The sequence below is a fragment of the Rhodoferax sp. XS2R6 genome (genome assembly GCF_056521365.1).
The window spans coordinates 935,473-960,118 of sequence record NZ_JBWMAY010000001.1 but is presented as its reverse complement, the minus strand read 5'-3'; the positions used below and the strand labels follow the sequence as shown (position 1 = coordinate 960,118).

General features: G+C 62.6%; 26 protein-coding genes. 4 read left to right on the top strand and 22 right to left on the bottom strand.

Going from position 1 to position 24,646, the window contains the following annotated elements; genetic code table 11:
• Positions 1-51 precede the first annotated feature (51 nt).
• From AC097A_RS04555 to AC097A_RS04515, 9 genes are all read right to left on the bottom strand, one after another.
• Complete coding sequence (locus tag AC097A_RS04555; RefSeq protein ID WP_479619924.1) at positions 52-882, bottom strand: urease accessory protein UreD; 831 nt, start codon at positions 880-882, stop codon at positions 52-54.
• Between the two features lie 28 nt (positions 883-910).
• Positions 911-1,384 carry a nucleoside deaminase gene (locus AC097A_RS04550; RefSeq protein WP_479619923.1) on the bottom strand — a complete coding sequence of 158 codons (474 nt, stop codon included), beginning with the start codon at positions 1,382-1,384 and terminating at the stop codon, positions 911-913.
• On the bottom strand, positions 1,384-2,151 hold the full coding sequence (locus AC097A_RS04545) for an ABC transporter permease (protein WP_105261150.1): 768 nt from the start codon (positions 2,149-2,151) through the stop codon (positions 1,384-1,386). The genes AC097A_RS04550 and AC097A_RS04545 overlap by 1 nt, the downstream gene beginning before the upstream one ends.
• A gap of 9 nt (positions 2,152-2,160) precedes the next feature.
• Entirely contained in the window at positions 2,161-2,988 is an 828-nt protein-coding gene (locus AC097A_RS04540; RefSeq protein WP_105261149.1) for an ABC transporter ATP-binding protein, read from the bottom strand.
• A gap of 3 nt (positions 2,989-2,991) precedes the next feature.
• A complete protein-coding gene (locus AC097A_RS04535; RefSeq protein WP_479619922.1) occupies positions 2,992-4,020 on the bottom strand; it encodes an ABC transporter substrate-binding protein in 1,029 nt (342 codons plus the stop codon).
• 76 nt (positions 4,021-4,096) lie between these two features.
• On the bottom strand, positions 4,097-5,329 hold the full coding sequence (locus AC097A_RS04530; protein WP_479619921.1) for a M20 family metallopeptidase: 1,233 nt from the start codon (positions 5,327-5,329) through the stop codon (positions 4,097-4,099).
• Positions 5,326-7,146: a 2-oxo-4-hydroxy-4-carboxy-5-ureidoimidazoline decarboxylase gene (gene uraD, locus AC097A_RS04525; RefSeq protein WP_479619920.1), complete on the bottom strand. Its 1,821-nt coding sequence runs from the start codon at positions 7,144-7,146 to the stop codon at positions 5,326-5,328. Before uraD ends, AC097A_RS04530 begins: the two co-directional genes overlap by 4 nt.
• Before the next feature lie 5 nt (positions 7,147-7,151).
• Positions 7,152-8,090: an allantoinase PuuE gene (gene puuE, locus AC097A_RS04520; RefSeq protein ID WP_479619919.1), complete on the bottom strand. Its 939-nt coding sequence runs from the start codon at positions 8,088-8,090 to the stop codon at positions 7,152-7,154.
• Positions 8,087-8,722, bottom strand: coding sequence for a GntR family transcriptional regulator (locus tag AC097A_RS04515; RefSeq protein WP_479619918.1), 636 nt, complete (start codon positions 8,720-8,722; stop codon positions 8,087-8,089). The genes puuE and AC097A_RS04515 overlap by 4 nt, the downstream gene beginning before the upstream one ends.
• Before the next feature lie 67 nt (positions 8,723-8,789).
• On the opposite strand from AC097A_RS04515, the gene uraH reads away from it, so the two are divergent.
• Positions 8,790-9,155, top strand: coding sequence for a hydroxyisourate hydrolase (uraH, locus tag AC097A_RS04510; protein WP_315493638.1), 366 nt, complete (start codon positions 8,790-8,792; stop codon positions 9,153-9,155).
• A gap of 7 nt (positions 9,156-9,162) precedes the next feature.
• Here uraH and AC097A_RS04505 read toward each other — a convergent pair whose 3' ends face one another.
• On the bottom strand, positions 9,163-9,693 hold the full coding sequence (locus AC097A_RS04505) for a hypothetical protein (RefSeq protein ID WP_105261142.1): 531 nt from the start codon (positions 9,691-9,693) through the stop codon (positions 9,163-9,165).
• An 89-nt stretch (positions 9,694-9,782) separates the two neighbouring features.
• Here AC097A_RS04505 and xdhC point away from each other — a divergent pair, with 89 nt between their 5' ends.
• Together xdhC and AC097A_RS04495 are read left to right on the top strand one after the other, a co-directional pair.
• Positions 9,783-10,607 (top strand): xanthine dehydrogenase accessory protein XdhC, encoded by an 825-nt coding sequence (xdhC, locus tag AC097A_RS04500; protein ID WP_479619917.1) that lies wholly within the window; start codon positions 9,783-9,785, stop codon positions 10,605-10,607.
• A 24-nt stretch (positions 10,608-10,631) separates the two neighbouring features.
• Complete coding sequence (locus AC097A_RS04495) at positions 10,632-11,864, top strand: urate hydroxylase PuuD (protein WP_479619916.1); 1,233 nt, start codon at positions 10,632-10,634, stop codon at positions 11,862-11,864.
• Positions 11,865-11,917: 53 nt separating this feature from the next.
• Here the strand turns inward: AC097A_RS04495 and AC097A_RS04490 are convergent, their stop codons facing one another.
• From AC097A_RS04490 to AC097A_RS04435, 12 genes are all read right to left on the bottom strand, one after another.
• Positions 11,918-13,021 (bottom strand): TolB-like translocation protein, encoded by a 1,104-nt coding sequence (locus AC097A_RS04490; protein WP_479619915.1) that lies wholly within the window; start codon positions 13,019-13,021, stop codon positions 11,918-11,920.
• Between the two features lie 158 nt (positions 13,022-13,179).
• On the bottom strand, positions 13,180-13,806 hold the full coding sequence (locus AC097A_RS04485) for a LysE family translocator (RefSeq protein ID WP_479619914.1): 627 nt from the start codon (positions 13,804-13,806) through the stop codon (positions 13,180-13,182).
• Between the two features lie 67 nt (positions 13,807-13,873).
• The gene (locus AC097A_RS04480; protein WP_105262760.1) at positions 13,874-14,803 is read right to left on the bottom strand and encodes a TRAP transporter substrate-binding protein; all 930 of its coding nucleotides are present in this window, start codon (positions 14,801-14,803) and stop codon (positions 13,874-13,876) included.
• 52 nt (positions 14,804-14,855) lie between these two features.
• The gene (locus AC097A_RS04475; RefSeq protein WP_105262666.1) at positions 14,856-15,743 is read right to left on the bottom strand and encodes a 2-hydroxy-3-oxopropionate reductase; all 888 of its coding nucleotides are present in this window, start codon (positions 15,741-15,743) and stop codon (positions 14,856-14,858) included.
• A 44-nt stretch (positions 15,744-15,787) separates the two neighbouring features.
• Complete coding sequence (garL, locus tag AC097A_RS04470) at positions 15,788-16,570, bottom strand: 2-dehydro-3-deoxyglucarate aldolase (protein ID WP_105262665.1); 783 nt, start codon at positions 16,568-16,570, stop codon at positions 15,788-15,790.
• Positions 16,571-16,615: 45 nt separating this feature from the next.
• Complete coding sequence (garD, locus tag AC097A_RS04465; RefSeq protein WP_479619913.1) at positions 16,616-18,160, bottom strand: galactarate dehydratase; 1,545 nt, start codon at positions 18,158-18,160, stop codon at positions 16,616-16,618.
• 21 nt (positions 18,161-18,181) lie between these two features.
• Positions 18,182-19,141, bottom strand: coding sequence for a tripartite tricarboxylate transporter substrate-binding protein (locus tag AC097A_RS04460; RefSeq protein ID WP_315849195.1), 960 nt, complete (start codon positions 19,139-19,141; stop codon positions 18,182-18,184).
• A gap of 45 nt (positions 19,142-19,186) precedes the next feature.
• The gene (locus AC097A_RS04455; RefSeq protein WP_315480765.1) at positions 19,187-20,479 is read right to left on the bottom strand and encodes a TRAP transporter large permease subunit; all 1,293 of its coding nucleotides are present in this window, start codon (positions 20,477-20,479) and stop codon (positions 19,187-19,189) included.
• The gene (locus AC097A_RS04450; protein WP_315480764.1) at positions 20,470-20,958 is read right to left on the bottom strand and encodes a TRAP transporter small permease subunit; all 489 of its coding nucleotides are present in this window, start codon (positions 20,956-20,958) and stop codon (positions 20,470-20,472) included. Before AC097A_RS04450 ends, AC097A_RS04455 begins: the two co-directional genes overlap by 10 nt.
• Before the next feature lie 62 nt (positions 20,959-21,020).
• Positions 21,021-21,989 carry a TRAP transporter substrate-binding protein gene (locus AC097A_RS04445; protein WP_105262660.1) on the bottom strand — a complete coding sequence of 323 codons (969 nt, stop codon included), beginning with the start codon at positions 21,987-21,989 and terminating at the stop codon, positions 21,021-21,023.
• Positions 21,990-22,031: 42 nt separating this feature from the next.
• Positions 22,032-22,934 carry an SMP-30/gluconolactonase/LRE family protein gene (locus AC097A_RS04440; RefSeq protein WP_479619912.1) on the bottom strand — a complete coding sequence of 301 codons (903 nt, stop codon included), beginning with the start codon at positions 22,932-22,934 and terminating at the stop codon, positions 22,032-22,034.
• A 7-nt stretch (positions 22,935-22,941) separates the two neighbouring features.
• Positions 22,942-23,766, bottom strand: coding sequence for an NAD-dependent epimerase/dehydratase family protein (locus AC097A_RS04435; RefSeq protein WP_105262658.1), 825 nt, complete (start codon positions 23,764-23,766; stop codon positions 22,942-22,944).
• Between the two features lie 85 nt (positions 23,767-23,851).
• Here AC097A_RS04435 and AC097A_RS04430 point away from each other — a divergent pair, with 85 nt between their 5' ends.
• Positions 23,852-24,631, top strand: a complete 780-nt coding sequence (locus AC097A_RS04430; protein WP_105262657.1) for a FadR/GntR family transcriptional regulator — start codon at positions 23,852-23,854, stop codon at positions 24,629-24,631.
• The last annotated feature ends 15 nt before the right edge of the window (positions 24,632-24,646 follow it).

The following is a 24,646-nucleotide window of genomic DNA, read 5'->3' as shown; positions in this document are numbered from 1 at the left end:
TGGTCTATCGATGGCGCATTATGGGCGCTGCGCTACAAAAAAGGTAGCCTGTTACATCGCCCAGATGCGCGGGTCCGCCGCCTCCAGCGCCCACTGCTGGGCGCGCCAGGCACGGCGCACGCTGCGCAGCAGTTGCATGGCCGGCTCTACATGGGGCGCCAGTACCCGCAACACCACCAGTTGTGGGTGGGGGCTGGTGGCACCGGCAGTGCCGGCCAGTGGGTGGTCTTGCAGGCAGGCCCTGGCCGTGTCCAGCAGCGCCTCTTTGCGGTCACGCGGCAACGGGCTGCCGGCGGCAAAGAAGAGCGTGGCCAGACAACGCTGCCCCGCCATGCCCGCGGGGCTGTTGAGCAGGCGGTGGTCCTGCCCGTCGACTAGCCCACGCTCCAGCCAGACGCCGGGGATCTCGATGTGCTGTTCAAACTGCCCCTGCGTGAACGGCAGCTGGGCCATGGGCAGGCCCAGTACGGTGGTGTCCCAGCCTAGGCACTCCGCGCCGGGTGCCAGCTCCAGGCGCAACTGGTTGCGGGCCTGGCAGGCGTCGTAGCAAATGGCTTCTAGCGGCAACCACTCCATGCGCGCACCGGCGTCCAGCGTCAGCCGGGTGGTTTGCGTGGCCCAGGGGCCGTCCGAGCGGTAAAAGCGTGTGGCACCCGGTGTGGTGATGAGGCCGTGCGCACCGACGCCGGCGTGCACACGCAGGTCCAGCGTGTCGCCACCCACCAGCCCACCGGGCGGGTGCACCAGCACGTTGTGGCAAATGCCATCGCCCTCGGGGTACAGGCTTTGCAAAATGCGCAGCGGCCCGCTGTGCTGGTGGCGCGCGACGGTGCGGCCTGCTTCAAGCCGGTAGTTCAGGTCTAACTGGGCGTGCCACACCATGACGGGTTCGTCTACCGAGGCTTGGGCCTCAGTGCTTCCAGAAGTTCAGGTGCAAGGCGGCAATGGCCTCTTCGACCGCAGGCACCGGGCCTATCACCTGCACCTGTTTTTGGCCAGCAGCCAGCACGGTGCGGCTGGGCAGGTCCATGGTGGGATTCTCGGCGTGGTTGCCGGTCAGCTCCAACAGGCGCCGCTCGGTCATGCCAAACACCAGGGTACCGATGTTGGCCCAGTACTGCGTGCCTGCGCACATGGCGCAGGGCTCCACGGTAGTTACCAGGGTGCAGCCCCAGAGGTATTCGGGGGTGAAGTTGGTGGTTGCGGTGCGCGCGAGGGTGGACTCGGCATGGTTCACCGTGTCCACATTGCCCTGCTCGGCCAGCACCGTTTCGCCATCGGGTGCGACGAGGATGGCGCCGAAGGGGTGTTTGCCCAGGCCAATGGCACGTTGGGCCACGGCATTGGCGCGCAGCAGGTGGCGCTCGATCTGTTCTGGTGACATCAGGTGTTTTGCGATCCGCGGTGTGCCCAGCCCGTGGTGTGTTTTTCAATCGCGCTGAACAGCTCGTACATCACCATCGCCATGGCGCCCACCACGACCAGGCCGGCAAAGGCCAAGCCCATCTGCATGGCCGAACCCGCGCTGATCAGCAGGTAACCAATGCCTTCGTTCGCCGCTGTCATTTCGGACACCGTGGTGCCCACAAAAGCCAGCGTGATGGCGACCTTGAGCGAGCCATAGAAGTAGGGCATGGAGCGCGGCAGGCCGACCTTGATCAGCACATCCCAGCGTTTGGCACCCAACACGCGCAACACGTCTTCCAGCTCGGGCTCCAGCGTGGCCAAGCCGGTGGCGATATTGACCATGATGGGGAAGAAGCTGATCAGGAAGGCGGTGAGGATGGCCGGTCCCACACCAATGCCAAACCACACCACCAGGATGGGTACAAAGGCAGCTTTGGGCAGCGCGTTGAACGCCGTCATCAGCGGATACACCGCGGCATAAGCCAGGCGCGAGCTACCAATCACAAAACCCAGCAGCACGCCCACCACAATGGCAATGCCAAAGCCCACCATCGTGACCCAGAAGGTGCGCCATGCGTGCGCGCCGATGATGCCTTTGAATTCCCAAAACTGGGTCCAGATGCGCCACGGGCTGGGGAAGATGAATTCGGAGACTTCAAACGCCGAGCACAGGATTTGCCACAGCATGATCACCACGACCAGCAGGATCCATGGCGACCACATCTCCACTTGTTTTTTGTTCATGGGAGGACCTTATTGGTTGATGGTGGCGCCGGTCTTGCGCATGGCACCGATGTGCCCGCGCAGCTCGTGCACGATGTCGGTGAATTCTTTGGTGTAGGTGATTTCAAGCTCGCGCGGGCGCGGCAGTTCTATCTCTTTTTTCACCACAAACCGGCCGGGGCTCTTGCTCATCACATACACCGTGTCGGCCAGAAATACGGATTCACGCAGGTCGTGCGTCACCAGAATCACGTTGAACTGCTGTTCGGTCCACAGGTCGCGCAGGATGCACCACAACTCTTCGCGCGTGAACGCGTCAAGCGCGCCAAACGGCTCGTCCAGCAGCAGCATCTTGGGCTCATGGATCAGCGCGCGGCAGATGCTGGCGCGCTGCTGCATACCACCCGAGAGCTGCCAGGGGAACTTGTCTTCGTAGCCGGCCAGGCCAACCTTTTGCAGCAGCTTGCGGGCACGTTCCTCGTATTCCTTGCGCTTTTGCTTGAAGGTGGAGCGGTAGGGCTCCACGATTTCCAGCGGCAAAAGCACGTTGTCGACCGTGGTGCGCCAGGGCAACAACGAGGGCGCCTGAAACGCCATGCCCGAAATTTTGAGCGGCCCGGTCACCGGCTGGTTGTCGATCAGGATCTTGCCCATGGACGGCATCTTCAGGCCGGTGGTGAGCTTCATGAAGGTGGACTTGCCACAGCCCGAAGGGCCGACGATGGCGATAAACTCGCCTTTGCGTACCTTCAGGTCAATGGCCTCTACCGCGAAGTGGTTCTGCTTGAGCAGCTCTTCGTTGTAGGCCAGCCAGACATCCTGAAAATCGACAAACCAGGGGGATGCGGGTGCACTCATGGCTTACTTCTTGGGCAATACGTCGAGCACGGCCTTGGTGGGCAGGTAGCTGCCGTTCCACACCACATCGGGGTTCACGCGGCTCTTGGTGTTGAAAGCGTCGGACACCTGCGATGCCATCAGCGACAGGCGCGGGCCATTCACCTGGCCAAAACCTTCGGCGCGTGCGTTGGCGCTGTTGATGACGGTGTCGATCGCCAGCTTCAGGCGGCGGGTTTCGAGTTCGGCATTGATGATCCCGTCACGTGCCTTCACGTCGCCAATGGCGGCGGCCGGGTTGCCGATCACATCCTTCATACCCTTGGCAAACGCAGCCAAGAAGGCTTTCACGGCTTCGGGATTCTCTTTCAAGATCTTGGGCGAGGCGATGATGGCGTTGCCATACAGCTTCACGCCAAACTGTGGGTAGGGCAGCACCACCACGTCTTCGGCCTTCACGCCGCGGGCTTCCAGGTTCAGCAGCGAGGTGAAGGTAAAGCCGGTGATGGCATCCACGTCGCCACGGGCCAGCATGGTTTCGCGCAGCGGGGGGTCCATGGCGGTCCACTGCACGCCGGTGATGTTGTTCGCCTTGGAGAAAATCGGGAACGCGCGGCGGCCAGCGTCAAACACGGGGGCGCCGAGCTTCTTGCCGTTCAGGTCGGCCGGGGTTTTGATGCCGGACTTTTTGAGCGCCATGACCGAGGCCGGTGTGTCGTTGTAAACCATCATGATGGCCACGGGTTTGTTGGGCGCATCCGCGTTGTTGGCGTGGAATTCCATCAGCGCAGCCATGTCGGCAAAACCCATGTCGTAGGCGCCAGACGCCACACGGGTCACCGTGCCGCCAGAGCCGTTGCCCGCGTCAATCGTCACGTCCAGCTTGGCATCCTTGAAGTAACCCTTGGCTGCAGGTGTCAAAAACAAGGCGGCGGGGCCTTCAAAACGCCAGTCCAACTGGAACTTGATGGGGGTGGCTTGGGCCAATGCGGAGCCTGCCGCCAGCGTGGCAGCAGCGAAGGCAATGGCGTGGAGAAACTGGCGCTTTTTCATGGGAACTCCTTCAAGGTATACAGATGGAATAGGTGTAGCAAGAAAAATGCCCAATATTGGGGCGTTTCGCCAAAGCTCAGGGCTTCAGCAAATCCAGTAGTGTCCGTGCTACCACTTTGGTAGCACGGCGTAGATCGTCCAGGCTCACGCGCTCGTCGGCGCGTTTGGCGTGCGATTCCAGCACGGTGCGCGGGCCGGCGCCATAGATGACGCCGGGGATGCCGCGTTCGGCAAACAGTCGTACATCGGTGTAGAGCGGGGTGCCCATGGCGGAGATGGGTTCGCCGAACAATGCTTCACCGTGTTTTTGCAGCGCATCTACCAGCGGTTTATTGCCGGCCAGCGGCCGCATGGAGTTGGCCAGCAGCAGGCGCTTGATGTCCACCGTGATGCCCGGGCATGTCGCGGCTGCGTCGGCAATCACCTGGCGTATGGAGGCTTCCACTTCGGTGGGGTTTTCCTCGGGGATCATGCGACGGTCCAGCTTGAAGACCACCTTGCCGGGAACCACATTGGTATTGGTGCCGCCTTCGATGCGGCCTACGTTCAGGTAGGGGTGGTTGATGCCGTCCACATCCGAAGTCACTTGCTTATAGAGCGTGTTCTGGGCGTACAGCGCGTTGAGGATGTGCACGGCGCCTTGCAGAGCGTCCACACCGCTTTCTGGAATGGCGGCGTGCGCCATCTTGCCGTGCACCGTCACTTCCATTTGCAGACAGCCGTTGTGCGCGGTGATCACCTGGTAGGAGAAGCCTGCCGCCAGTAGCAAGTCGGGCTTCGTGAGGCCCCTTTGCAGCAACCAGCCGGGACCGAGTTCGCCGCCGAATTCTTCGTCGTAGGTGAACAGCAGCTCCACGCCGCCTTGGAGTGGCAGGCCCAGCGATTCGAGGGCACGTACTGCAAAGGTGTAACTGGAGAAATCGCTTTTGCTCACCGCGGTGGCGCGGCCAAACATCTGGCCGTTCTCGATCTCGCCACCGTAGGGGTCATGCGTCCAGCCTTCACCGGGGGGCACCACGTCGCCATGGGCGTTCAGGCCGATGGTGATACCACCCGCCGAATAAGGGCGGTGTACCACCAAGTTGGTGATGCTTTGCATGCCAGCGGCTTGCACTTCAGCAGCGGGCACGCTGTGTTTTTCGGCCTGAAGGCCCATGGCGGCCAGCAGATCCGCGGTGCGGTCGGCGTGCGGTGCGTTGTTGCCGGGAGGTGTGTCGGTGGGCACGCGCACCAGTTCTTGCAGAAAGCGCACCTGTTCGTCAAAGTGTGCGTCAATCCAGGCGTCGAGTTGGTCGTAATGGGTGGTCATGGGGTTCCGTGTTTCTGGGCCAGTTGGTGCAGCAGGTGGCTGAAGGCGTCGACCGCGAGTTGCATGTCGTCGCTGGTGCTGGATTCCAGCGGGTTGTGGCTGATGCCGGAGTTCAGGCCGCGTACAAACAGCATGGCCTGCGGCATGACGGTGTGCAGTTTCATGGCGTCGTGGCCGGCGCCGCTGGGCATGCGGTGTAGCGGAACGCCCAAGGCGGTCACGGCCTGTTCCCAGCGTTGTTGCCAAGCCGGTGCGCTGGGCGCGGCACTGGCTTGCATGGTTTGTGTCAGGTGGTGGTGCAGACCACGGCGTTCGCAAATCAGGCGCAGGCCGGCGAGGACTTTTTCCTCCAGCGCATCGCGCTGCGCGTCCGACGGTGCGCGCAAGTCCAGCGAGAACTGGCAGCGCCCCGGGATCACGTTGATAGAACCGTTGGGCACTTGCAGTTGCCCGACGGTGCCGACCGAGTCCCCGTCTTGCGTGGCCAGATGCTCCACCAGCAGCACCAATTCAGCCACCGCTGCAGCCGCGTCGCGTCGTTGGCCCATGGGCGTGGTGCCGGCGTGGCTGGCCATGCCGATCACCTCGCCCACATAACGCACGCTGGCGTTGATGGAGGTGACCACACCCAGCGGAATGTCCAGCGCGTTGAGCACTGGGCCCTGCTCGATGTGCACTTCCACAAAGCCCTGGTACTCGGCAGGGTCGCGGCGGATGGCAGGGATGGCATTCACGTCCAGCCCGGCATGGACCATGGCATCACGCATGGTGATGCCATCGGCGTCGGTCTGGTCCAGCCAGGCAGGGTCAAAGTCGCCCGTGAGCGCGCCCGAGCCCAGGAAGGTGGCCTTGTAGCGCTGGCCTTCCTCTTCAGCAAAACCCACCACCTCCAGCGCGTAGGGCAGGCGCTTGCTCTGTGCTTTGAGCGCCTGCACGCAAGCCAGCGGCACGTAGATGCCCAGGCGGCCGTCGTACTTGCCGCCGTTACGTACGGTGTCGTAGTGGCTGCCAGTGAGCAGCGTTTTAGAGTCTTTTGGGGCTTGCAGGCCGTGGTTGCTGCGCAACCAGCTATCACTTTCATAGCGACCCACCACGTTACCCACGGCGTCGATGACGGCACTGTCGCATCCTGCCGCCAGCATGTCGGCCTGGATCTGGCGGGCGCAGGCACGGTGCGCGTCGGTCAGGTAGGTAACGGTGAGCTGGCCCAGCTCGGCGTAGCCGGGGTCGGTGTGTTGTGCCAGTGCCTCTTGCCAGTCCCACACCTGATGGCCCAGGGTGGGTACATAGCCAAACTTGTCGTTGAGGCGGATTTCGGCAATGCGGTGAACATTGCGCAGGCATTCGGCCAGCTCGAACTCGGGGTGGCCCTGTACACGGCGTTCCAGCGTGGCGATGATCTCGGCCTTGCTTAGTCCGGTACCGCGTGGGCCACGCACCGCCAGGATGAAGGGAAAGCCAAAACGCGCGTTGTACTGCGCGTTGAGCTGCTGGATCTTCTCGAACTCAGCCGGTGTGCAGTGCGTGAGGCCAGCTTGGCTCTGTTCGTTGCTGCTCTCGGCCGTCAGGTTCTTGTCCACCATGGCTTTGCCAGCGAGTTCGGGGTGGGCACGCAAGAGTGCCAGTTGCGCATCGCGCCCGCCGTTCACCACCTCCAGCACCATGGCGTGCTTGAGCTGGGCCAGCGAGACAAAGGGGCGTTTGGCCAGGGCTGCGCGTGCAATCCACGGCGAGTGTTCGTAGAGGCCGTCCAGCAGAGCGGCAGCCTCGTCGAGCGTCACGCGGTTGAGTTGGTCCAGAGTCAGGGGCGTGGCCATGGTGTTCAACCTTGGTAGGGGTGGACGGTTTTCCAGTGCTGCGCAATGTCGATGCGCCGCGCCACCCACACACGCTCGTGCTGGCCAATGTGGTCCAGAAAACGCTGCAGCGCGGTAATGCGGCCGGGGCGGCCCAGCAGGCGGCAGTGCATGCCGATGCTCATCATCGATGGTCGCTCGTCGCCTTCGGCGTACAGCGCATCAAAGGTGTCCTTCAGGTACTGGAAAAATGGGTCGGCGTGCGAATAACCCTGGGGCAAGGCAAAGCGCATGTCGTTGCAGTCCAGCGTGTAGGGCACGATGAGCTGGGGCACCACGTTGCCGTCGGTCTTCTGCACCTTCATCCAGAAGGGCAGGTCGTCGCCGTAGTAGTCGCTGTCGTATGCAAAGCCGCCGTAGTCGGCCACCAGGCGGCGCGTGCGCGGGCTGTCACGCCCGGTGTACCAGCCCAGCGCGCGCTGGCCGGTGAGCTTTTCGATGGCCGCCATGCCCAGCTGCATGTGTTCACGCTCGGTGGCTTCGTCGACGTTTTGGTAGTGGATCCAGCGGTGGCCGTGGCAGGCAATCTCGTGGCCCAACTCCACCAGGCGGCGTGTCAGCTCGGGGTGGCGTTCCAGCGCCATGCCCACGCCAAACACAGTGAGCGGCAGACCGCGCTTTTCGAATTCACGCAGGATGCGCCACACGCCGGCACGTGAGCCGTATTCGTAAATGCCTTCCATGCTGATGTGGCGGTCTGGGTAGCTGGCGGGGTTGAACATTTCCGAGAGAAATTGTTCGGAGCCCGCGTCGCCATGCAGCACGCTGTTTTCGCCGCCTTCTTCGTAGTTGAGGACAAACTGCACGGCCACGCGGGCCTGGCCTGGCCACTGCGCGTGGGGCACGTGTTCGCCGTAGCCAATCAGGTCACGCGGGTAGGGTTGGGTGCTGTCGTAGGTGCTCATGGTGTGGCGGTAAGGGTCAGGGTGGCTTCCACGTTTTGCAGGTGTTCGTCCATCAGGCGCAGGGCCAGGGCCTCGTCGCGCGCCTGCAGCGCGTCGACGATGGCCGTGTGTTCTTCGTGCGAATGTGCGGCTGCGGCGCTGGACTGGTACATCAGCGTGATCAGCGCGCAGCGCGAGAGCAGGTCCATCAACAGCAAGGCCAGCACCTCGTTACCCATGAGCTGCGCCATGCAGACATGGAAGTCACCCAGCAGCTCGGTGCGGCTGGAGACATCGCCGCGCTGGACTGCGTGTTTTTCCTGGGCAATGTGTTCATGCAGGGCTTCGATGTGGGCGCCGGTGGCACTCTGGATGAATGCACGGACCATGCCCGCTTCGAGCATGCGGCGCACCGCAAACACCTGGCGTGCTTCAGCCACCGAGGGCGCGGACACAAAGGCACCACGCGCTGGCTCCATACGGATCAGCCGGTTTTGCGAGAGCTGGAACAGCGCCTGGCGGATCAGGGTGCGCGAGACACCGAACTGGTCGGCCAGCTTTTGTTCCCCCAGTTTCACGCCCGGTGCCAGCCGGTGCTCCACGATGGCGCGCGTGATGGCCTCGACGATGAAACTGGTGGTGGTGGGCTCCATGCGGCCATGATACCGAGAATGCCGAAAAGTGTATACACTTTGAATTTTTCAGCGAAGGGGCAGCACCATGGGCTTGAGCACACACGTACTAGACACCATGCACGGCAGCCCGGCAGCGGGCATGGCGGTGGCGCTGTACACCACACAGGCCGGCCCGCAGGGCGACACCGCCACGCTGGTGAAACGCTTTGTACTGAACGCGGACGGCCGCAACCCCGACGGCCCGCTGTACGACAACGCAAGCCTGCGCGTGGGCACCTACCGGCTGGTGTTTGATGTGGCGGGCTACTTCAAGGCCCGCAACGTGGCCCTGCCCGAACCCAATTTTTTAAACCAGGTGAGCCTGGACTTTGGCGTGGCCCACGTGGACCAGCACTACCACGTGCCCCTCTTGGTCAGCCCCTGGAGCTACTCCACCTACCGTGGCTCTTGAGAGCTGGCTAGAGCTGTCCTTCGGTCAAGGTATCCAATTGAAAACGTCCGCTCTTGTGCCACAACCAGGTGTCCGTGTAAGTGACCTTGCCCATGCGCACGGGTGCGGGGAAGGGGGCCGCTGCGCGCACCGAGCGCTCAATGTCGGCCATCACCTCGGGGGCATGGCTGGGCGCGCGCATCCAGCGGATGTCGGTGACCTGGCCCATGCGGTCAATGTCTACCTGCAGCACACCCACGGCGTAGAGCAGGGGCGGCAGTTTGCCAGCGTAAATGCGCTGGGTGTTGCGTGCATAGAGGTGGCTGGCGGCATCGCGCCGGTAGTCGCGCGGCGTGGGGGCTTGCGAGCTGTGCGCGGGTTCGGGCAGCGCCGGGGGCACCACAACGGCGACCGGGGGCGGTGCTTCGGGCACGGCGGCGGCCGGTGGGGGCTTGGGCGGCGGGCTAGAGCAGCCCGCCATGGCAGCCAGCAGGCCGGCGCAGAAGGCCTGTTTCCAACGGATAGGTGCGCTGGTGCGCACGCTCGAAATACGGTGCATGGTGTGTCTCCGGTCGGTGCGTTGCCGATGTACTGTGACGCAAATTATGGCCTGAGCCCGTGGCATCCGGCTGCAAAAGGTATCCGATTGTGAAATTGCTTCCCTTACTCTTGGCGCAACTCGCCCAGGCCGACGCGGTGCTGGTGCGTGTGCACAGCAGCCGCGGCTCGGTGCCGCGCGAGGCCGGCGCTTGGATGGCGGTGTTTGCGGACAGCGTGCTGGGCACGGTGGGCGGCGGGCGGCTGGAGCTGGATGCGATTGCCGCAGCCCGCAATCATTTGTTGCAATTGGACGCGGCGCCGTTCACCCAGCGCTATGCGCTGGGCCCCAGTCTGGGCCAGTGTTGTGGCGGCGAGGTGCACTTGCAGTTTGAACGCATCACCGCGCAAGACAGCGAAGGCTTGCAACAACGCCTGCAACCACCGCGCCTGCCCGTGGCCCTGTTTGGTGGCGGCCATGTGGGCCAGGCGCTGGTGGATGTGCTGGGCAACCTGCCCTTTGCGGTGGAATGGATTGACAGCCGCGACGGCATCTTTCCGGCCACGCTGCCCGACACCGTGCAGTGCGAACACTCCGATCCGGTGCAGGCCGCGGTGGCGGGCCTGGCGCCGCAGTCGCGTGTGCTGATCATGAGCTTCAGCCACGCCGAAGACCTGGACATCGTGGCGGCCTGCCTGACCCGCCAGCGTGCGCAGGGCGATCTGCCCTACATCGGCCTCATCGGCAGCCAGACCAAATGGGCCACCTTTCGCCACCGGCTGGAGGCACGTGGCTTCAGCGCGGCCGAGCTGGCCCACATTACCTGCCCCATCGGGGTGCCCGGCATCCACGACAAGCGCCCCGAGGTGATTGCCGTGGCCGTGGCGGCCCAACTCTTGCAAGTGCAAGACCCTGAACCCAAGGCTGCGGCCTGACCTGAATCCTAGGAGAACCACCGCATGGAAAGTTATTTACTCGACTGGGCTAACCTGCTGCTGCGCTGGGTGCACGTCATCACTGCCATTGCCTGGATTGGCTCCTCGTTCTACTTTGTGTTTCTGGACAGCAGCCTCACACCGCCGGTGGATGACGACCTCAAGAAACAGGGCGTGAGCGGTGAGCTCTGGGCTGTGCACGGCGGCGGGTTCTACCACCCGGTCAAGTTTGCCGGTGCGCCGCCCAAGCTGCCCGAGAATCTGCACTGGTTTTACTGGGAGAGTTACAGCACCTGGCTCACCGGCTTTGCGCTGTTTACCGTGTCGTATCTGTGGAGCGCGGGCACCTACCTGATCGACAAGTCGGTCATGGCCTGGCACCCCCACGCCGCCATCGCCGTGGCGCTGGCGTTTTTGGTGGTGTTCTGGATTGCGTACGACGTGATCTGCCGCCTGTTCGGGCAACGCAAAAACGGCGACATGATCGTTGGCGCCGGGGTCGCAGTCCTGGTGTGTATTGCGTCCTGGTTGGCCTGCCATTGGTTTGCGGGGCGCGCGGCATTTTTGCTGGTGGGCGCCATGATGGCGACGACCATGAGCGCTAACGTGGCGCACTGGATCATTCCGGGCCAGCGCAAGATGGTGGCCAGCATCAAGGCGGGCCAGCCGGTGGACCCGATCCACGGCTGGCGCGGCAAGCAGCGCAGCGTGCACAACACTTACTTCACGCTGCCCGTGCTGTTTGCCATGTTGAGCAATCACTACAGCTTCACCTACAGCCATCCGCAAAACTGGTTGGTGCTCATTGTCATGATGTTTGCGGGCGCCGCTATTCGCCAGTTCTTCGTGCTGCGCCATGGCTACAAGCTGGGCCGCAACCGCCACCCTTGGCCCTATGCTGCCGCGGGTGTGGTGGCCATCATCGGCATGCTGGTCTGGCTCAAGCCCGCACCGCTTGCGCAAAATGCTATTAATTCAGGAGCTGCTAGCGCAGTATCCACGAGCGCTACAGCCTCCATTGGCTATAAAGAACTGCAGCCCATGCTGGCCCAACGCTGCTACATGTGCCACGGTGAAGCCGTGCAAATGAAAAACGTACGCCTGGATTCCCCCCAAGCCCTGGCCAGCCACGCGCAGACCGTGTACCAACAAGTGGTAGTCACCAAAATCATGCCCATGAGCAACGCCACCAACATGACCGACGCCGAGCGCCTGATGGTGAAGCAGTGGTTTGAGGCGGGGGCGAAGACGGAGTAGGTGTAGAGCGTTGAGGTGCTACTTGATGTCGCCGTTGTCGTGTACTCCCTTATTTATTGGCGTATGCCGATGATCCAAGCGCTGCCAGTTTCAACTTCAATTAAACGAATGTGCCAATTGATGTCGGGCTTACCGTCACCGTTTACCACCAGGACAGTTTTTTTGGATGGCGCAATGGAGGCCGATGGTGCATACGCCACTTTGTACGTAAAACACTCTTCTTTGCGCAGCGGCTCTTCAATGAAGCGGAAGCACATGCCAACGCCGCGGTCGTCATAAACCGCCAGCTTTCCATCGCGGGAGATGTCGCGCACCATTAGCCACATGTGCTCTGCCACGGGTTCCCAAATCTCTTTTCCATCGCGCTCCATTTTTTTGAGAGTGGGGAAATACGGCAAGACTGGTGCGCGCGGGCCATCGACCACCACTGTCATGTTGCGTCCAAACTTGCTCATGTAGTACACCTCACGCAGCTTGCCAGTGACGGGGTCTGGTTTTAAAAAGTCTTGTCCATTGGGCCGCTTGGGATATTCCTCCGCCACCAGCATGAGCCGCTCGCCGTCCGGCATGTAGCGTGGGGTGGTCTTGGGGAAGGCTGCTTGGTAGTCGGTCTTTTGTACCGTGCGCTGGGTGGCTATGTCGAGTTCCTTCACATCCCAGGCACCGGCGCCCATACCGGCTTGCAGCTCGTTGCTCACGCCCCAGTAGAGGACACGCGTTCCGCCGCGGGTGAGGCTGGGGAATGCGTAGGTGTTGAACGGGTCTTGGCTCAGGTTTTTGAGCTTTTTGCCATTGCGGTCCAGCAGCACCAAATGGTTGCACTGGGTGCGTTGGGGGGCATGGGCAGGCGGAGCCTCGCAGGGGGCGTATTCCTGGGCAAAGATGGTGTCGCCGTCCCAGGTGTAGGCCACGTCGTCGTAGCTGGCTTGCGGGTTGATGTCGGTGAGGTTTTGCCACTGCTGGGTATCCAGCCGGTAACGCAGAATGGTGCAGCGCACCGGCGGCGTGGCCGTGCGCGGGTCGGGGCAGGCGGTGACGATGAAGTGGCTCTCATCGGGGGCATAGCTCACTGTCTTGGGGAACCAGCCAATGTTGATGGGGTATTGGGGTGTTTCTGTTCTGGCTGGTAGAGATTGTGTGGCAACTGTGTCGGCCATGCCCAGAGCGGCAAGTGCGAATATGAGATCGCGAAAGTGGTTGAGATTTTTCATGAAAAATGCCTCTAGCCCCCGCAGAATATGCGCAAGCCACTATCAAATATATAGCGTCGATCGATGTGGCTTGGTCTGCTGGCTCCGTGGCGGGCGCATGCAACCTAGCGCTGCGCCGTTGCCAGCCGCAGCGCCAGACCCACAAACACCACGCTGGCCACGCGGTTGAGCACGCGCTGGGCGCGCAGCGAGCGTTTGAAGACCTGGCCGAAGCCGGCGGCGAACCAGGCCACGGCGCTAAACGTCAGCAGCGCGGCCAGCATGAAGACGGCGCCCAGCAGCACAATTTGCAGCGCCATGCTGCCGCGGGCCGGGTCGGCAAACTGGGGCAAGAAGGCCAGAAAGAAAATCGCCACCTTGGGGTTGGTGATGTTCATCATCACGCCGCGCAGGTAGGTTTGCCAGGGTGTCATGGCGTCATGGGTTGCGCTGTCTGCAATGCCGACCGGGGCATTCCATGCGCCCCAGGCCAGCCACAGCAGGTAAGCCGCGCCGCACAGTTTGAGCACGGTGAAGGCGGTGGCCGAGGCGGCAAACACGGCGGCCAGGCCCAGGGCCACGGCGGCGGTGTGGAAGAGCAGGCCGCTGCACAAGCCCAGCACCACCAGCAGGCCAGCCCGGCGCCCATGCACAGCCGAATGCAGCAGCACAAACACGTTGTCAGGGCCGGGCGACAAGGCCAGCAGTATCGAGGCGGCAAAAAACGTTAGCGTGGTGTCCAGAGCAAGCATGGCAAAGGGCCGCAGGCGCGGCAAAGGAGGGCAGGGCCTGCCATCCTAACGCCTGCTGCCACACGGCTCAGTTGCCGATGATGGTGAGCAGTTCTTCGCGTGTGCTGGGGTCGGCCATGTACTTGCCGTACATCGGGGCCATGCGCCGCACCATGGGAGCAACGTCTTTTACGCGCACAAACTGCACCCCCTGTTTAGTGGCCGTCTCGATGGCGGAGGCCACACGTTTGTTCCATAACTCACGCATGGTGGCGGCAGAGTCTGTGCCTGCTTTGGCAAATACGGCTTTGTCTGCGGGGCTCAGGCTGGCCCACAGTTTGGTGGAGACCACGAGTGCCTCGGGCGAAACCACATGGTTGGTCACGTAGACCGACTTGGCCACTTTGTAGTGACCGGTGGATTCGAACGAGGGCATGTTGTTCTCGGCACAGTCCACCGTGTTTTGCTCCAGCGCGCCCAGCACTTCTTTGAAGGGCAGGGCCACCGGGGTGGCTTCGAGCAGCTTGACCATTTCGATGTAAATCTCGGACTGTTGCACGCGGATGCGGGCGCCGGCCAGGTCCTTGAAGCTGTTGACGGTGCGGCTGGCACAGTAAAAGGAGCGCCCGCCCCCGTCGTACCAGCCCAGCACTACAAATCCTGCAGTCTGCAGCTTGGCCGCAAAACGCTCGCCCAATTTGCCATCCAGGTGTTTGAACATATGGGCCGAGTCGCTGAACAAAAACGGCAGGTTCAGCGCCTTGAGGCCTGGCACCGCGTCGGACAGCGGGCCCGAGCTGAACTCGGCCACGTCCACCTCGCCAGCCTTCAGCATTTGCACTGCCTTGGGCTGATCGCCCAGGGTGGCGTTGGAGAAGATGTCGATCTGGTAACGCCCACCGGTGTTTTGGCTCACCAGGCTGGCAAAGCGTTTCATGGCCTCGGTGACTGGGTAGCCATCGGGGTGGATGTTCCAAGCGCGCAGCTTGGTTTGCGCGCCTGCACTGGCGCAGGCCATGGCCAGCAGGCCTGCCAGGGCCCATGCCCGCCCGGTATGGCGTGCCACGGTGTCAGGCCTGGGCGACTTCGTGCGCACCCATGATTTCCAGGGCGCGCACCAGGGCGGAATGGTCCAGGTTGGCCATGCCGTTGGCGGCACACACCTGCATCAGTTGGGCGGCACCGGCCGTTTGCGGCAGGGCCAGGCCCAGCGCCTTGGCGCCACTCAGCGCCAGGGCCAGGTCTTTCTGGTGCAAGCCAATGCGGAAGCCGGGGTTGAAGGTGCGTTTAACCATGCGTTCACCGTGTACCTCCAGAATGCGCGAGGAGGCAAAACCGCCCATCAGCGCTTGGCGCACCTTGGCGGGGTCGGCACCGGCCTTGCTGGCAAACAGCAGGGCTTCGCCCACGGCGGCAATGTTGAGCGCCACGATGATCTGGTTGGCCACCTTGCAGGTCTGGCCGTCCCCATTGCCGCCCACCAGGGTGATGTTTTTGCCCATCAGCTGCAGCAGCGGCAGCAGGGTGTTGAAGGTGGCTTCTTCCGCGCCCACCATGATGGTCAGGCTGGCAGCCTTGGCCCCCACCTCGCCGCCCGAGACGGGTGCGTCCATGTACTGGCAACTCAGTGCATTGATCTTTTGGGCAAAGACTTTGGTGTCCATGGGTGAGATGGAGCTCATGTCCACCACGGTTTTGCCGGCGCTCAGGCCCGTGGCCACACCCTTGGCACCGAAAAGCACCAACTCCACGTCCGGGGTGTCGGGCAACATCAGAAAGACGATGTCGGCCTTCTCGGCCACTTCCTGCGCGCTGGCGCAGGCCTTGCCGCCGGCTTGCAGCAAGTCGTCGGGCACGTTGCTCTTGGTGTTGAGATACACCGTGTGGCCGGCAGCGATGAGGTGGCCGGCCATGGGCTTGCCCATGATGCCGAGTCCGATGAATCCAAGAGTAGTCATAGTGTTAGTGCGATGGAGTTAAAGAGGCTGGGTGGCAGAAGTGGCTAGCTGAGGTAACGGTCCCGCAAAGCCTGCGTAGCGTTGCGGAACACCCCCAGGTCGCTGCCCACGGCCACAAAGGTGGCGCCCATGTCCATGTAGCGGCGTGCATCGGCCTCTACCGGCGCCAGGATGCCGGTAGGTTTGCCATGGGCCTTGGCTTGGGCAAATACATGGGCAATGGCTTCCTGCACTTCGGGGTGGGCCGCATTGCCCAGGTGGCCATAACCGGCGGCCAGGTCAGACGGGCCGACAAAAATGCAGTCCACGCCGGGCACGGCCGCAATCTCGCCACTGGCGGCCACGGCCTCGCGGCTTTCAATTTGCACCGCCACACACATGTGTTTGTTGGCGTCCTGAAAGTAGTTGGCCACCGAGCCATAGCGGTTGCTGCGCTGCGCCACCGACACACCGCGCATGCCTTCGGGTGGGTAACGGGTGGCGGACACGGCCAGTTGGGCTTCCTCGGCGTTTTGCACAAAGGGCACCAGGAAGTTGTAGAAACCCGCGTCCAGCAGGCGTTTGATCTCGATGGGGTTGTTGCAGGTGGGCCGCACAAAAGGCGCACTCACGCTGTCCTTCAGCGCCATGAGCTGGGGCACAAAGGTCACCACATCGTTGGGCGAGTGTTCACCGTCCAACAAAATCCAGTCAAAGCCGGCCACACCCAGCACCTCGGCGGTGATGGGGCTGGCCAACGAGGCCCAGCAGCCAATCAGGCGTTTGCCGGCCAGCAGGTCCTGCTTGAACTGGTTGGGAAAAGGGCGGTAAGGGGTAGGGTAGGTCATGGCAATGCCTTCAGAAAATCGGGTCGGTCAGGGGTGTCTGGGGTATCAGGTGATTGGGGCGGGGTTGAACAGCACCAGCGCGTTGTGCAGCTTCCAGTGCTCGGCCCAGGTTTGTTTGCGTCCGCTGGCCACTTCCAGCATCAGGTGGAACAGCTCCCAGCCCACATCGGCAATCGTGGCCTCGCCGTCGGCAATGGTTCCGGCGTTCACGTCCATCAGGTCGTGCCAGCGGCGTGCCAGGTCGGTGCGGGTGGCTACCTTGATCACGGGCACCTCGGCCAGGCCATAGGGGGTGCCGCGGCCGGTGGTGAAGACATGCAGGTTCATGCCCGCGGCCAGCTGCAGCGTGCCGCAGATGAAATCGCTCGCCGGTGTGGCGGCGTAAATCAGTCCCTTGGACTGCAGCTTCTCGCCCGGCGACAGCACGCCGCTGATGGGCGCGGTGCCGGACTTGATGATGGAGCCCATGGCTTTTTCCACAATGTTGGACAGGCCACCGGCCTTGTTGCCGGGCGTGGTGTTGGCGCTGCGGTCGGCCTGGCCGCGGCCCAGGTAGGCGTCGTACCAAGCCATCTCACGCGCCATGGCATCGGCAATCTCGGGGGTGGTGGCGCGGGCTGTCATCTGGTCCACCGCGTCGCGTACCTCGGTGGTCTCAGAAAACATCACGGTGGCACCGGCACGCACCAGCAGGTCGGTGCAAAACCCCACGGCCGGGTTGGCGGTCACGCCCGAAAACGCATCGCTGCCACCGCACTGCACACCCACCACCAGTTCGCTGGCGGGAATGGTTTCGCGGCGGCGGGCGTTCAGCCGCTCCAGGTGCGGCACGGCAGAGGCCAGCACCGAGTCGATCATGGACATAAAGCCCACATGTTTCTCGGCCTGCAGGCACACCACGTCGAGGGCCGCACCCGTTTCCAGGGGAATGCTGCCGGGTGGCAACAGGCGCTCGGGCTGCAGCTTCTCGCAGCCCAGGCTCACCACCATCACCTCGCCACCAAAGTTGGGGTTCTTGGAGATGTTGCGCAGCGTGCGGATGGGGATGATGGCGTCGGGCGCGTCAATCGCCACGCCACAGCCGTAACTGTGCTCCAGGCCAATCACATCGTCCACATTCGGGTAGCGTGGCAACAGCTGTTCCTTGATGCGCTGCACCGCAAAGTCCACCACACCCGCCACACACTGCACCGTGGTGGTGATGGCCAGAATGTTGCGTGTGCCCACCGAGCCATCGGTATTGCGGTAGCCCTCGAAGGTGTAACCCTGCAGCGGCTCAGCATTCCACGCGGCGGCCGTGGCGCGCGGCAGATCGGCCAGCGAGCGGGCTTCGGGCATGTGCAGCAGGCGCTCATGCACCCACGCGCCGGCAGGAATGTCCTTCAGGGCATACCCAATCGGCACGTTGTAGCGCAGCACCGCGGCGTCTTTGGCAATGGCCACCAGCGCGACCTTGTGGCCCTGCGGCACGCGGTCCACCAGCGTCAGGCCATCGGGCAACATTGAGCCCGCAGGCAGGCCGCCATCGTTGGCCACAATGGCCACGTTGTCGGCCGCATGCATGCGGATGGTGAGGGGAGAGGTCGTCATGGCGAAAACAGGCGCGGGTGTTCAGTCCGCTTTGATGTTGCGCGAGGTGATCAGCTTCTGCCAGCGCGTGTATTCCAAAGCCTGGAAGGCTGCGAACTGCTCAGGGGTGTTGAGCACCAGCTCAAAACCCAGCTCCTGCAGTTTGGGCGCTACAGCCGGGTCCTTGATGGACGCGACGATGGCATCGAACAGGCGCTTCTTCACATCGGCCGGAATGCCCTTGGGCGCGGCGATGGCCTGCCAGGAGTTCACGTTGGCATCTTTCACGCCGCTTTCTTCGAGCGTGGGCACATCTGGCAGCAGCGGTGAACGTTTGGCGCTGGTAATGGCCAGCGCGCGCAGCTTGCCCGATTTGATCTGCGGCATGGCGGTGTTGATGTTCATGAACGACGATTCCACCTGGTTGCCCAGCAGGTCAGTCATCACCGGGCCGCCGCCTTTGTAGGGAATGTGCACACCGGTGGTACCGGTCTGTTGCCAGAACAGTTCGGCGGTCAGGTGGTCGCTGCTGCCGTTGCCCGAGGAGGCAAAACTCATCTTGTCGGGGTTGGCTTTCAGGTAGGTGATGACTTCGGCCACCGACTTGCGCTCGGAGGCCGCGGGCACCACCAGCACGTTGGGCGCTTGCACCGCAATCGTGATCGGCTCCAGGTCCTTCAGTGCGTCGTAGCTCACCTTGACCAGGTGGGGGGCAATCACAAAAGGCCCCAGCGAGGCGACCAACAGCGTGTGGCCGTCGGCCGGCGCACGCGCCACAAAACCCGCACCAATGGTGCCGGTGGCGCCTGCCTTGTTGTCCACCACAAAGGTCACGCCGCCGCCCATTTTTTCGGCCATCTTGGTCGAGAGGATGCGGGCAATCTGGTCGGTGGAGCCGCCCGGTGGAAACGGCACGACCAGGGTGATGGGCTTGTCGGGCCAGGCCAAGGCGCCAAAGCTGGTGCTTGCGGCCAGCAGCAAAGTGAGCAGTTGCTTTTTCATGCTGAGTCTCCTGAGTAGTAGTGGTGTGGGGAGCGTTGGAGAGGGTTAGTTGAGCAACAAGTTGGGCAGCCACAGCGAGAACGCGGGCACGTAGGTCACCAACATCATGCAAGCCAACAGGGCGCCGTAGAACGGCCAGATCGAGCGCATGACGGCACCAATAGAGATGCCCCCGATGGCACAGCCCACCGCCTGGGTCGTACCCACCGGCGGAGTGTTCAGGCCCAGCGCACAATTGAGCAGCATCACCACGCCGAACTGGGTCGGGTCCATGCCGAATTTCTGGGCGATTGGCAGGAAGATGGGGGTGCAGATCAGCAGCGTGGGCGCCATGTCCAGGAAGGTTCCCAGCACGAACAAAGCCAGGTTGATCATCAAGAAAATCATCCAGGGGTTCTGGGTGACTGAGCCCATCAGTGCACCGGTGCGTTCCGGTACGTCGTACATGGCGAGGAAGTAGCCGAAAGCGCTGGAGATGCCGATCAGGAACAACACCACGCCAGTGGTTTTGCACGCCTTGGCGCAGGACTTGATGAAGTCTTTCCACGACAGTGAACGGTAGGCCACCGCGGTGATCAGCAGGGCCCAGAGCACGGCTGTGGCTGCCGACTCGGTGGCCGTGAAGACACCGGACAAGATGCCTCCCAGAATGATGCCCACAATCAGCAAGCCCGGCAGTGCGGCGATGAAGCTGTTGAACACCTCACCCCAGCCGGGGAACACGCCGCGTGTGGGGTAGCCGCGCTTGATAGCCACGCCATAGGCTGCCAGCAGGTTCAAAGCTGTCAGCAAGAGGGCTGGCACGACGCAGGCGAGCATCATGTTCAGCACGCTGACCGAGGCAATGCCTGCGGTGGCCAGGGTGTACAGAATCAGGTTGTGGCTGGTCGGCATCAAGGCGCCGACCAGGGAGGCGTGGGTGGTCACGTTCACCGCGTAATCAGTGTCGTAACCTTCCTTCTTCATCAGCGGAATCATCACCGAGCCCATGGCGGACACATCGGCCACAGGTGAGCCGGCCACGCCGCCGAACAAAGTGCAGCCCACCACGTTGGACATGCCCAGGCCGCCGCGTACATGGCCCACCAGGCTATTGGCGAAGCGCACGATGCGGTGGGCGATGCCACCGTGCAGCATCAGCTCACCAGCAAAGATAAAGAATGGGATGGCCAGGAAGGAGAACACCTGCATGCCCCCCACCATCTTCTGGAACACTACGGCCACCGGCAAACCGGCGGTGATGATGGTGGCCACCGACGACAGGCCGACGGCAAAACCCACCGGCACGCCGATGATCAACAGCAAGCCGAAGCTCACACCCAAAACAATCAGTTCCATGCCGGCACCACTTCCTTGCCCTGCAGCAGGGCGATCACATGTTCAATCGTAAAAAGCACCACCAGCACGCCGGCAATGATGAGCGGCACGTAGTCCATGCTGGAGGGGATGGGCAGCATGGGTTTCTGGTCGTTCCATTTGAGGGCGGCCCAGATGTAGCCGTTGTAGGCCATCAGCGCGCCAAAGATACCGACCAAGATGTGGATCAGGATTTCCAGTTTCAGGCGCATCCACTCGGGCAGCAGGCTGATGATGGAATCCATGCCGATGTGGCCGGCGTCGCGCACGCCCACGGCCACGCCCAGTGCGGTGATATAGAGCACCAGCAGCAAGGCCAGTGCCTCGGCCCAGGTAGGGGTATCGTTAAAAACATAGCGCCCGATTACCTGGTATTGCACGCAGGCGATGAGCACGATGAGGCCAGCCACTGCAAGCATCAGGCTGAGCTTGGAGAGGGTGGCACAGAAGCGGGTATACATGAACAGCTCCGGTGAATGGGAAACACACCCCGGCAGAGGGCCGGGGTGTTAAGGCGACACGCTTACTTGGTGTCTTGCACGGCCTTCACCAGGCGCTTCATGTCAGGGGTGCTGGCGAACTTGTCGTACACCGGGCCCATCACGTCCTGGAAGGACTTTTTGTCCACTTCCACGATTTCGGTGCCGGCGGCTTTCACCATGTCGAATTCTTTCTTTTCGTAGGCAGCCCATGCCGTACGGTTGAAGGCGACAGACGCCTTGGCCGCTGCACGGATCTGGTCTTGCTCTACCTTGGGCAGCTTGTCAAAAGCGGCCTTGGAGAACAGCAGCACCTCGGGTGCCATGGAGTGTTCGGTCTTGTTGTAGTACTTGGCCGCTTCGTAGTGGCGGCTGCCCGAACCATACGAGGGGTAGTTGTTTTCAGCGGCGTCAATGATGCCGGTCTTGAGCGCGGTCATCACTTCACCAAAAGGCATGGGGGTGGGGTTGGCGCCCATGGCAGCGGTCAATGCCACCCACAGGTCGGACTGCTGCACGCGAATCTTCATGCCTTTGGTGTCAGCCACCGACTTGACGGGCTTCTTGCTATAAATGGAGCGTGCGCCAGAGTCGTAGTAGGCCAGCAGCACAAAACCTGCGGCTTCGCAGTCCTTGGCGATTTCTTCACCGATGGGGCCGTCCAGCACTTTGTGCAGGTGGTCCACCGAGCGGAACAGGAAAGGCAGCACCGGAATGTTGGTCTTGGCGCAGACCGAGTTCATCGGGCTGATGTTCACGCGCACCATGTCCAGTGCGCCAATCTTCACCTGGTCAATGGTTTCCTTTTCGGTGCCCAAGGCGCCTTTGTTGAACACCTTGATGCTGTGTTTGCCGCCGGTGACCTTCTTGAGCTCGTCGCTCATGAATTTGACAGCGGTGACGGTGGGGTAGTCATCCGAGTTGTGGATGTCCGCCGATTTGAACTCTGTGGCGTGGGCCGCAATGCTCAACAGACTGATGGCGGTGGCCAGAACGGTGGGTACGAACTTCATGCTTGTCTCCTCTTTGGGATGGTTGGTTGAAAGAACGGAAAACTATCGAACGGGAAACTGGGAAAACAGGGGTTCGGGCCGGCCTTGCACACCGGGCTCCAGCACCAGCACCGCACCGTCCAGCGCGGCATCAAAGCTGGGGGCGGGGGTAGCCGGTTGAATGGATGTCACAAACAGGTGGCGCAGCTCGGGGCCGCCAAAGGCACACATGGCCGGTTTGCTCACGGGTACGGCAATCGATTGCAGCAACGTACCGGCGGGGCTGAAGCGGTGCACCTGGCCGGCGTCGTTGCCACAAATCCAGTAACAGCCTTCTGCGTCCACGGCAGCACCATCGGGGCGGCCGGGCAGGGGCTTCATGTCCACCCACTCGGTTTGCGGGCCCCAACTGCCGGTAGCGCCGTCAAAGCGGTGTTGCCAGATTTTTTGCACGCTGGGGTGCGAGTCCGACAGGTAGGCGGTTGTGCCATCGGGGCTGAAGGCCATGCCGTTGGGGGTGATGTAGCCCTCCAGCACCGGGCCACGCAGGCCCTGGCTGTCCAGGCAGTAAATGCCACCGGACGTTTTGCCCAGGCCCATGTCGCGCACCATGGTGCCGGCCCACAGGCGGCCCTGCGCATCGCAGCGGCCATCGTTGAAACGCATGTTGGGCTGTGGGTGGTTGATGGTGACCAGGCAGCTCACGCGGGCCATGGGGGCGTCTTGCAGCTCCACCTCAAAAATACCGCTCTCCATGGCGGCAATCACGGTGCCCCGGTTGCTCAGGGCAATACAACCCACGCGTTCGGCCAGGGCCCAGCTACTTTGTATGCGGCTGGCCCAGTCCAGGCGGTGGATGCGCTGGCCTTCAATGTCCACCCAGTACAGGGCCTGGGTGGCAACCGACCACACGGGCGATTCACCCACGCGGTCGCGGGCGCTGGAAATGGCAAAAGCAGTGTGCATGGCTGGCTTACTTGCTCTTGTGGGCGGTCATGGGTTCGCCCTGGAACAAGAAGCCGCCGCCCTGGTAAATCACGGCGGGGTCGGTCACGTCCGGTTGGGGCGTGCGGGCATAGACGGCTTCGCGGAACGGGTCCGAGCTGTCCTGCGGCACATAACCCACGTGGCGGGCGGCACTGTTGTCGTACCAGGCCACGGCGTTGTCCGACATACCAAAGATGGCGGTGTGCCCCAGCACGGGGGTGGTCAGGCAGGCGGTCACCAGGCGGTGCAGGTCGTCAAAGCTGAGCCAGCTGGCCAACATGCGGCGGTCCCGGGGCTCGGCAAACGAGGAGCCAATGCGCACGCAGGCAGTCTCGATGCCGTAGCGGTCGAAGTACATGCGCGAGAGGTCTTCACCAAAGGCCTTGCTCACGCCATACAGGCTGTCGGGGCGGGCAGGGTGGTCTAGCGTGATGGTTTCGCTTTGTTTGTAAAAACCAGTCACATGGTTGGAACTGGCAAACACCACACGTTTCACGCCAAACTTGCGTGCGGCCTCGTACAGGTTGTAGACGCCCAAGATGTTGGCCTGCAGGATGGGCTCAAACGGGCCTTCGAGCGAAATGCCGCCAAAGTGCACGATGGCCTGGCAGCCTTGCACCATGGCGTCTACCGCGGCGGCATCGGCCAGGTCGGCCAGGGCAATTTCCTCGCCTGCACGTGCGGGGCCAAAATCGGCGCGGTCGGAGAGGCGCAACACCTCGCAATTGGCCTTGAGCCGGTCGCGCATGGCGGTGCCCAGGCCGCCGGCTGCGCCGGTCATCAGCAAAGTGTGGTGTACTTTGATTGTCATGAAATGTATCGCTGTCTTGTCAGTTGTATGTTGTCTGATGTGTTAAATTGTCAACACCTGTTCCAACCGAGTCAAGGGCTTTTCCATGGACCTAGTGCAAACCCCTAGAGCCGCTGTCGCGCAACCGTCACCCACCGATGCCGGGGATGTGGCGCGTCCGCGCCGCGCCCGCGGGTTGGTCCATGAAGTGGTGGAAAACCTGGCCGCCAGCATCCGCGAAGGGGCCATCCAGCCCGGCGCCAAACTGCCCACCGAATCCGAAATCATGGCCCGCTTTGACGTGAGCCGCACCGTGGTGCGCGAGGCCATCTCGCGCCTGCAGGCCAACCGCCTGGTGGAAACGCGCCACGGCGTGGGCACCTTTGCACTGGCGCCGCAGAGCAGTGGCAACTTCCAGATTGCCGACGTGGACTTTGCCACCGTGGCCGACGTGATTGCCCTGCTGGAGCTGCGTATTTCGCTGGAGACCGAGGCCGCCGGCCTGGCCGCCCAGCGCCGCACCGAAGCCAATCTGCAAGCCATGCAGGCCATGCTCGATGCGTTTCAGACCTCGATTCTGGAAGACTCCGACGCCGTGCCCTCGGACTTCAGCTTCCATATGGAAGTGGCCAAATCCACTGGCAACCGCCACTTTGCCGATCTGATGACCTACCTGGGCACCATGATCATTCCGCGCACCCGCATCAACACCGCCAGCAGCGCGCCCGAGGGCCGCTTGAACTATCTGCGCCGCGTGCACGGCGAGCACGAATACATCTTCAACGCTATCCGCAACCAGGACGCCGATGCCGCCCGCGCGGCCATGCGCACGCACCTGGCCAACAGCAAAGACCGGCTCAGAAAGTCCCAGCCCGACGCGGTTTAGTTGTATGATGTCTGA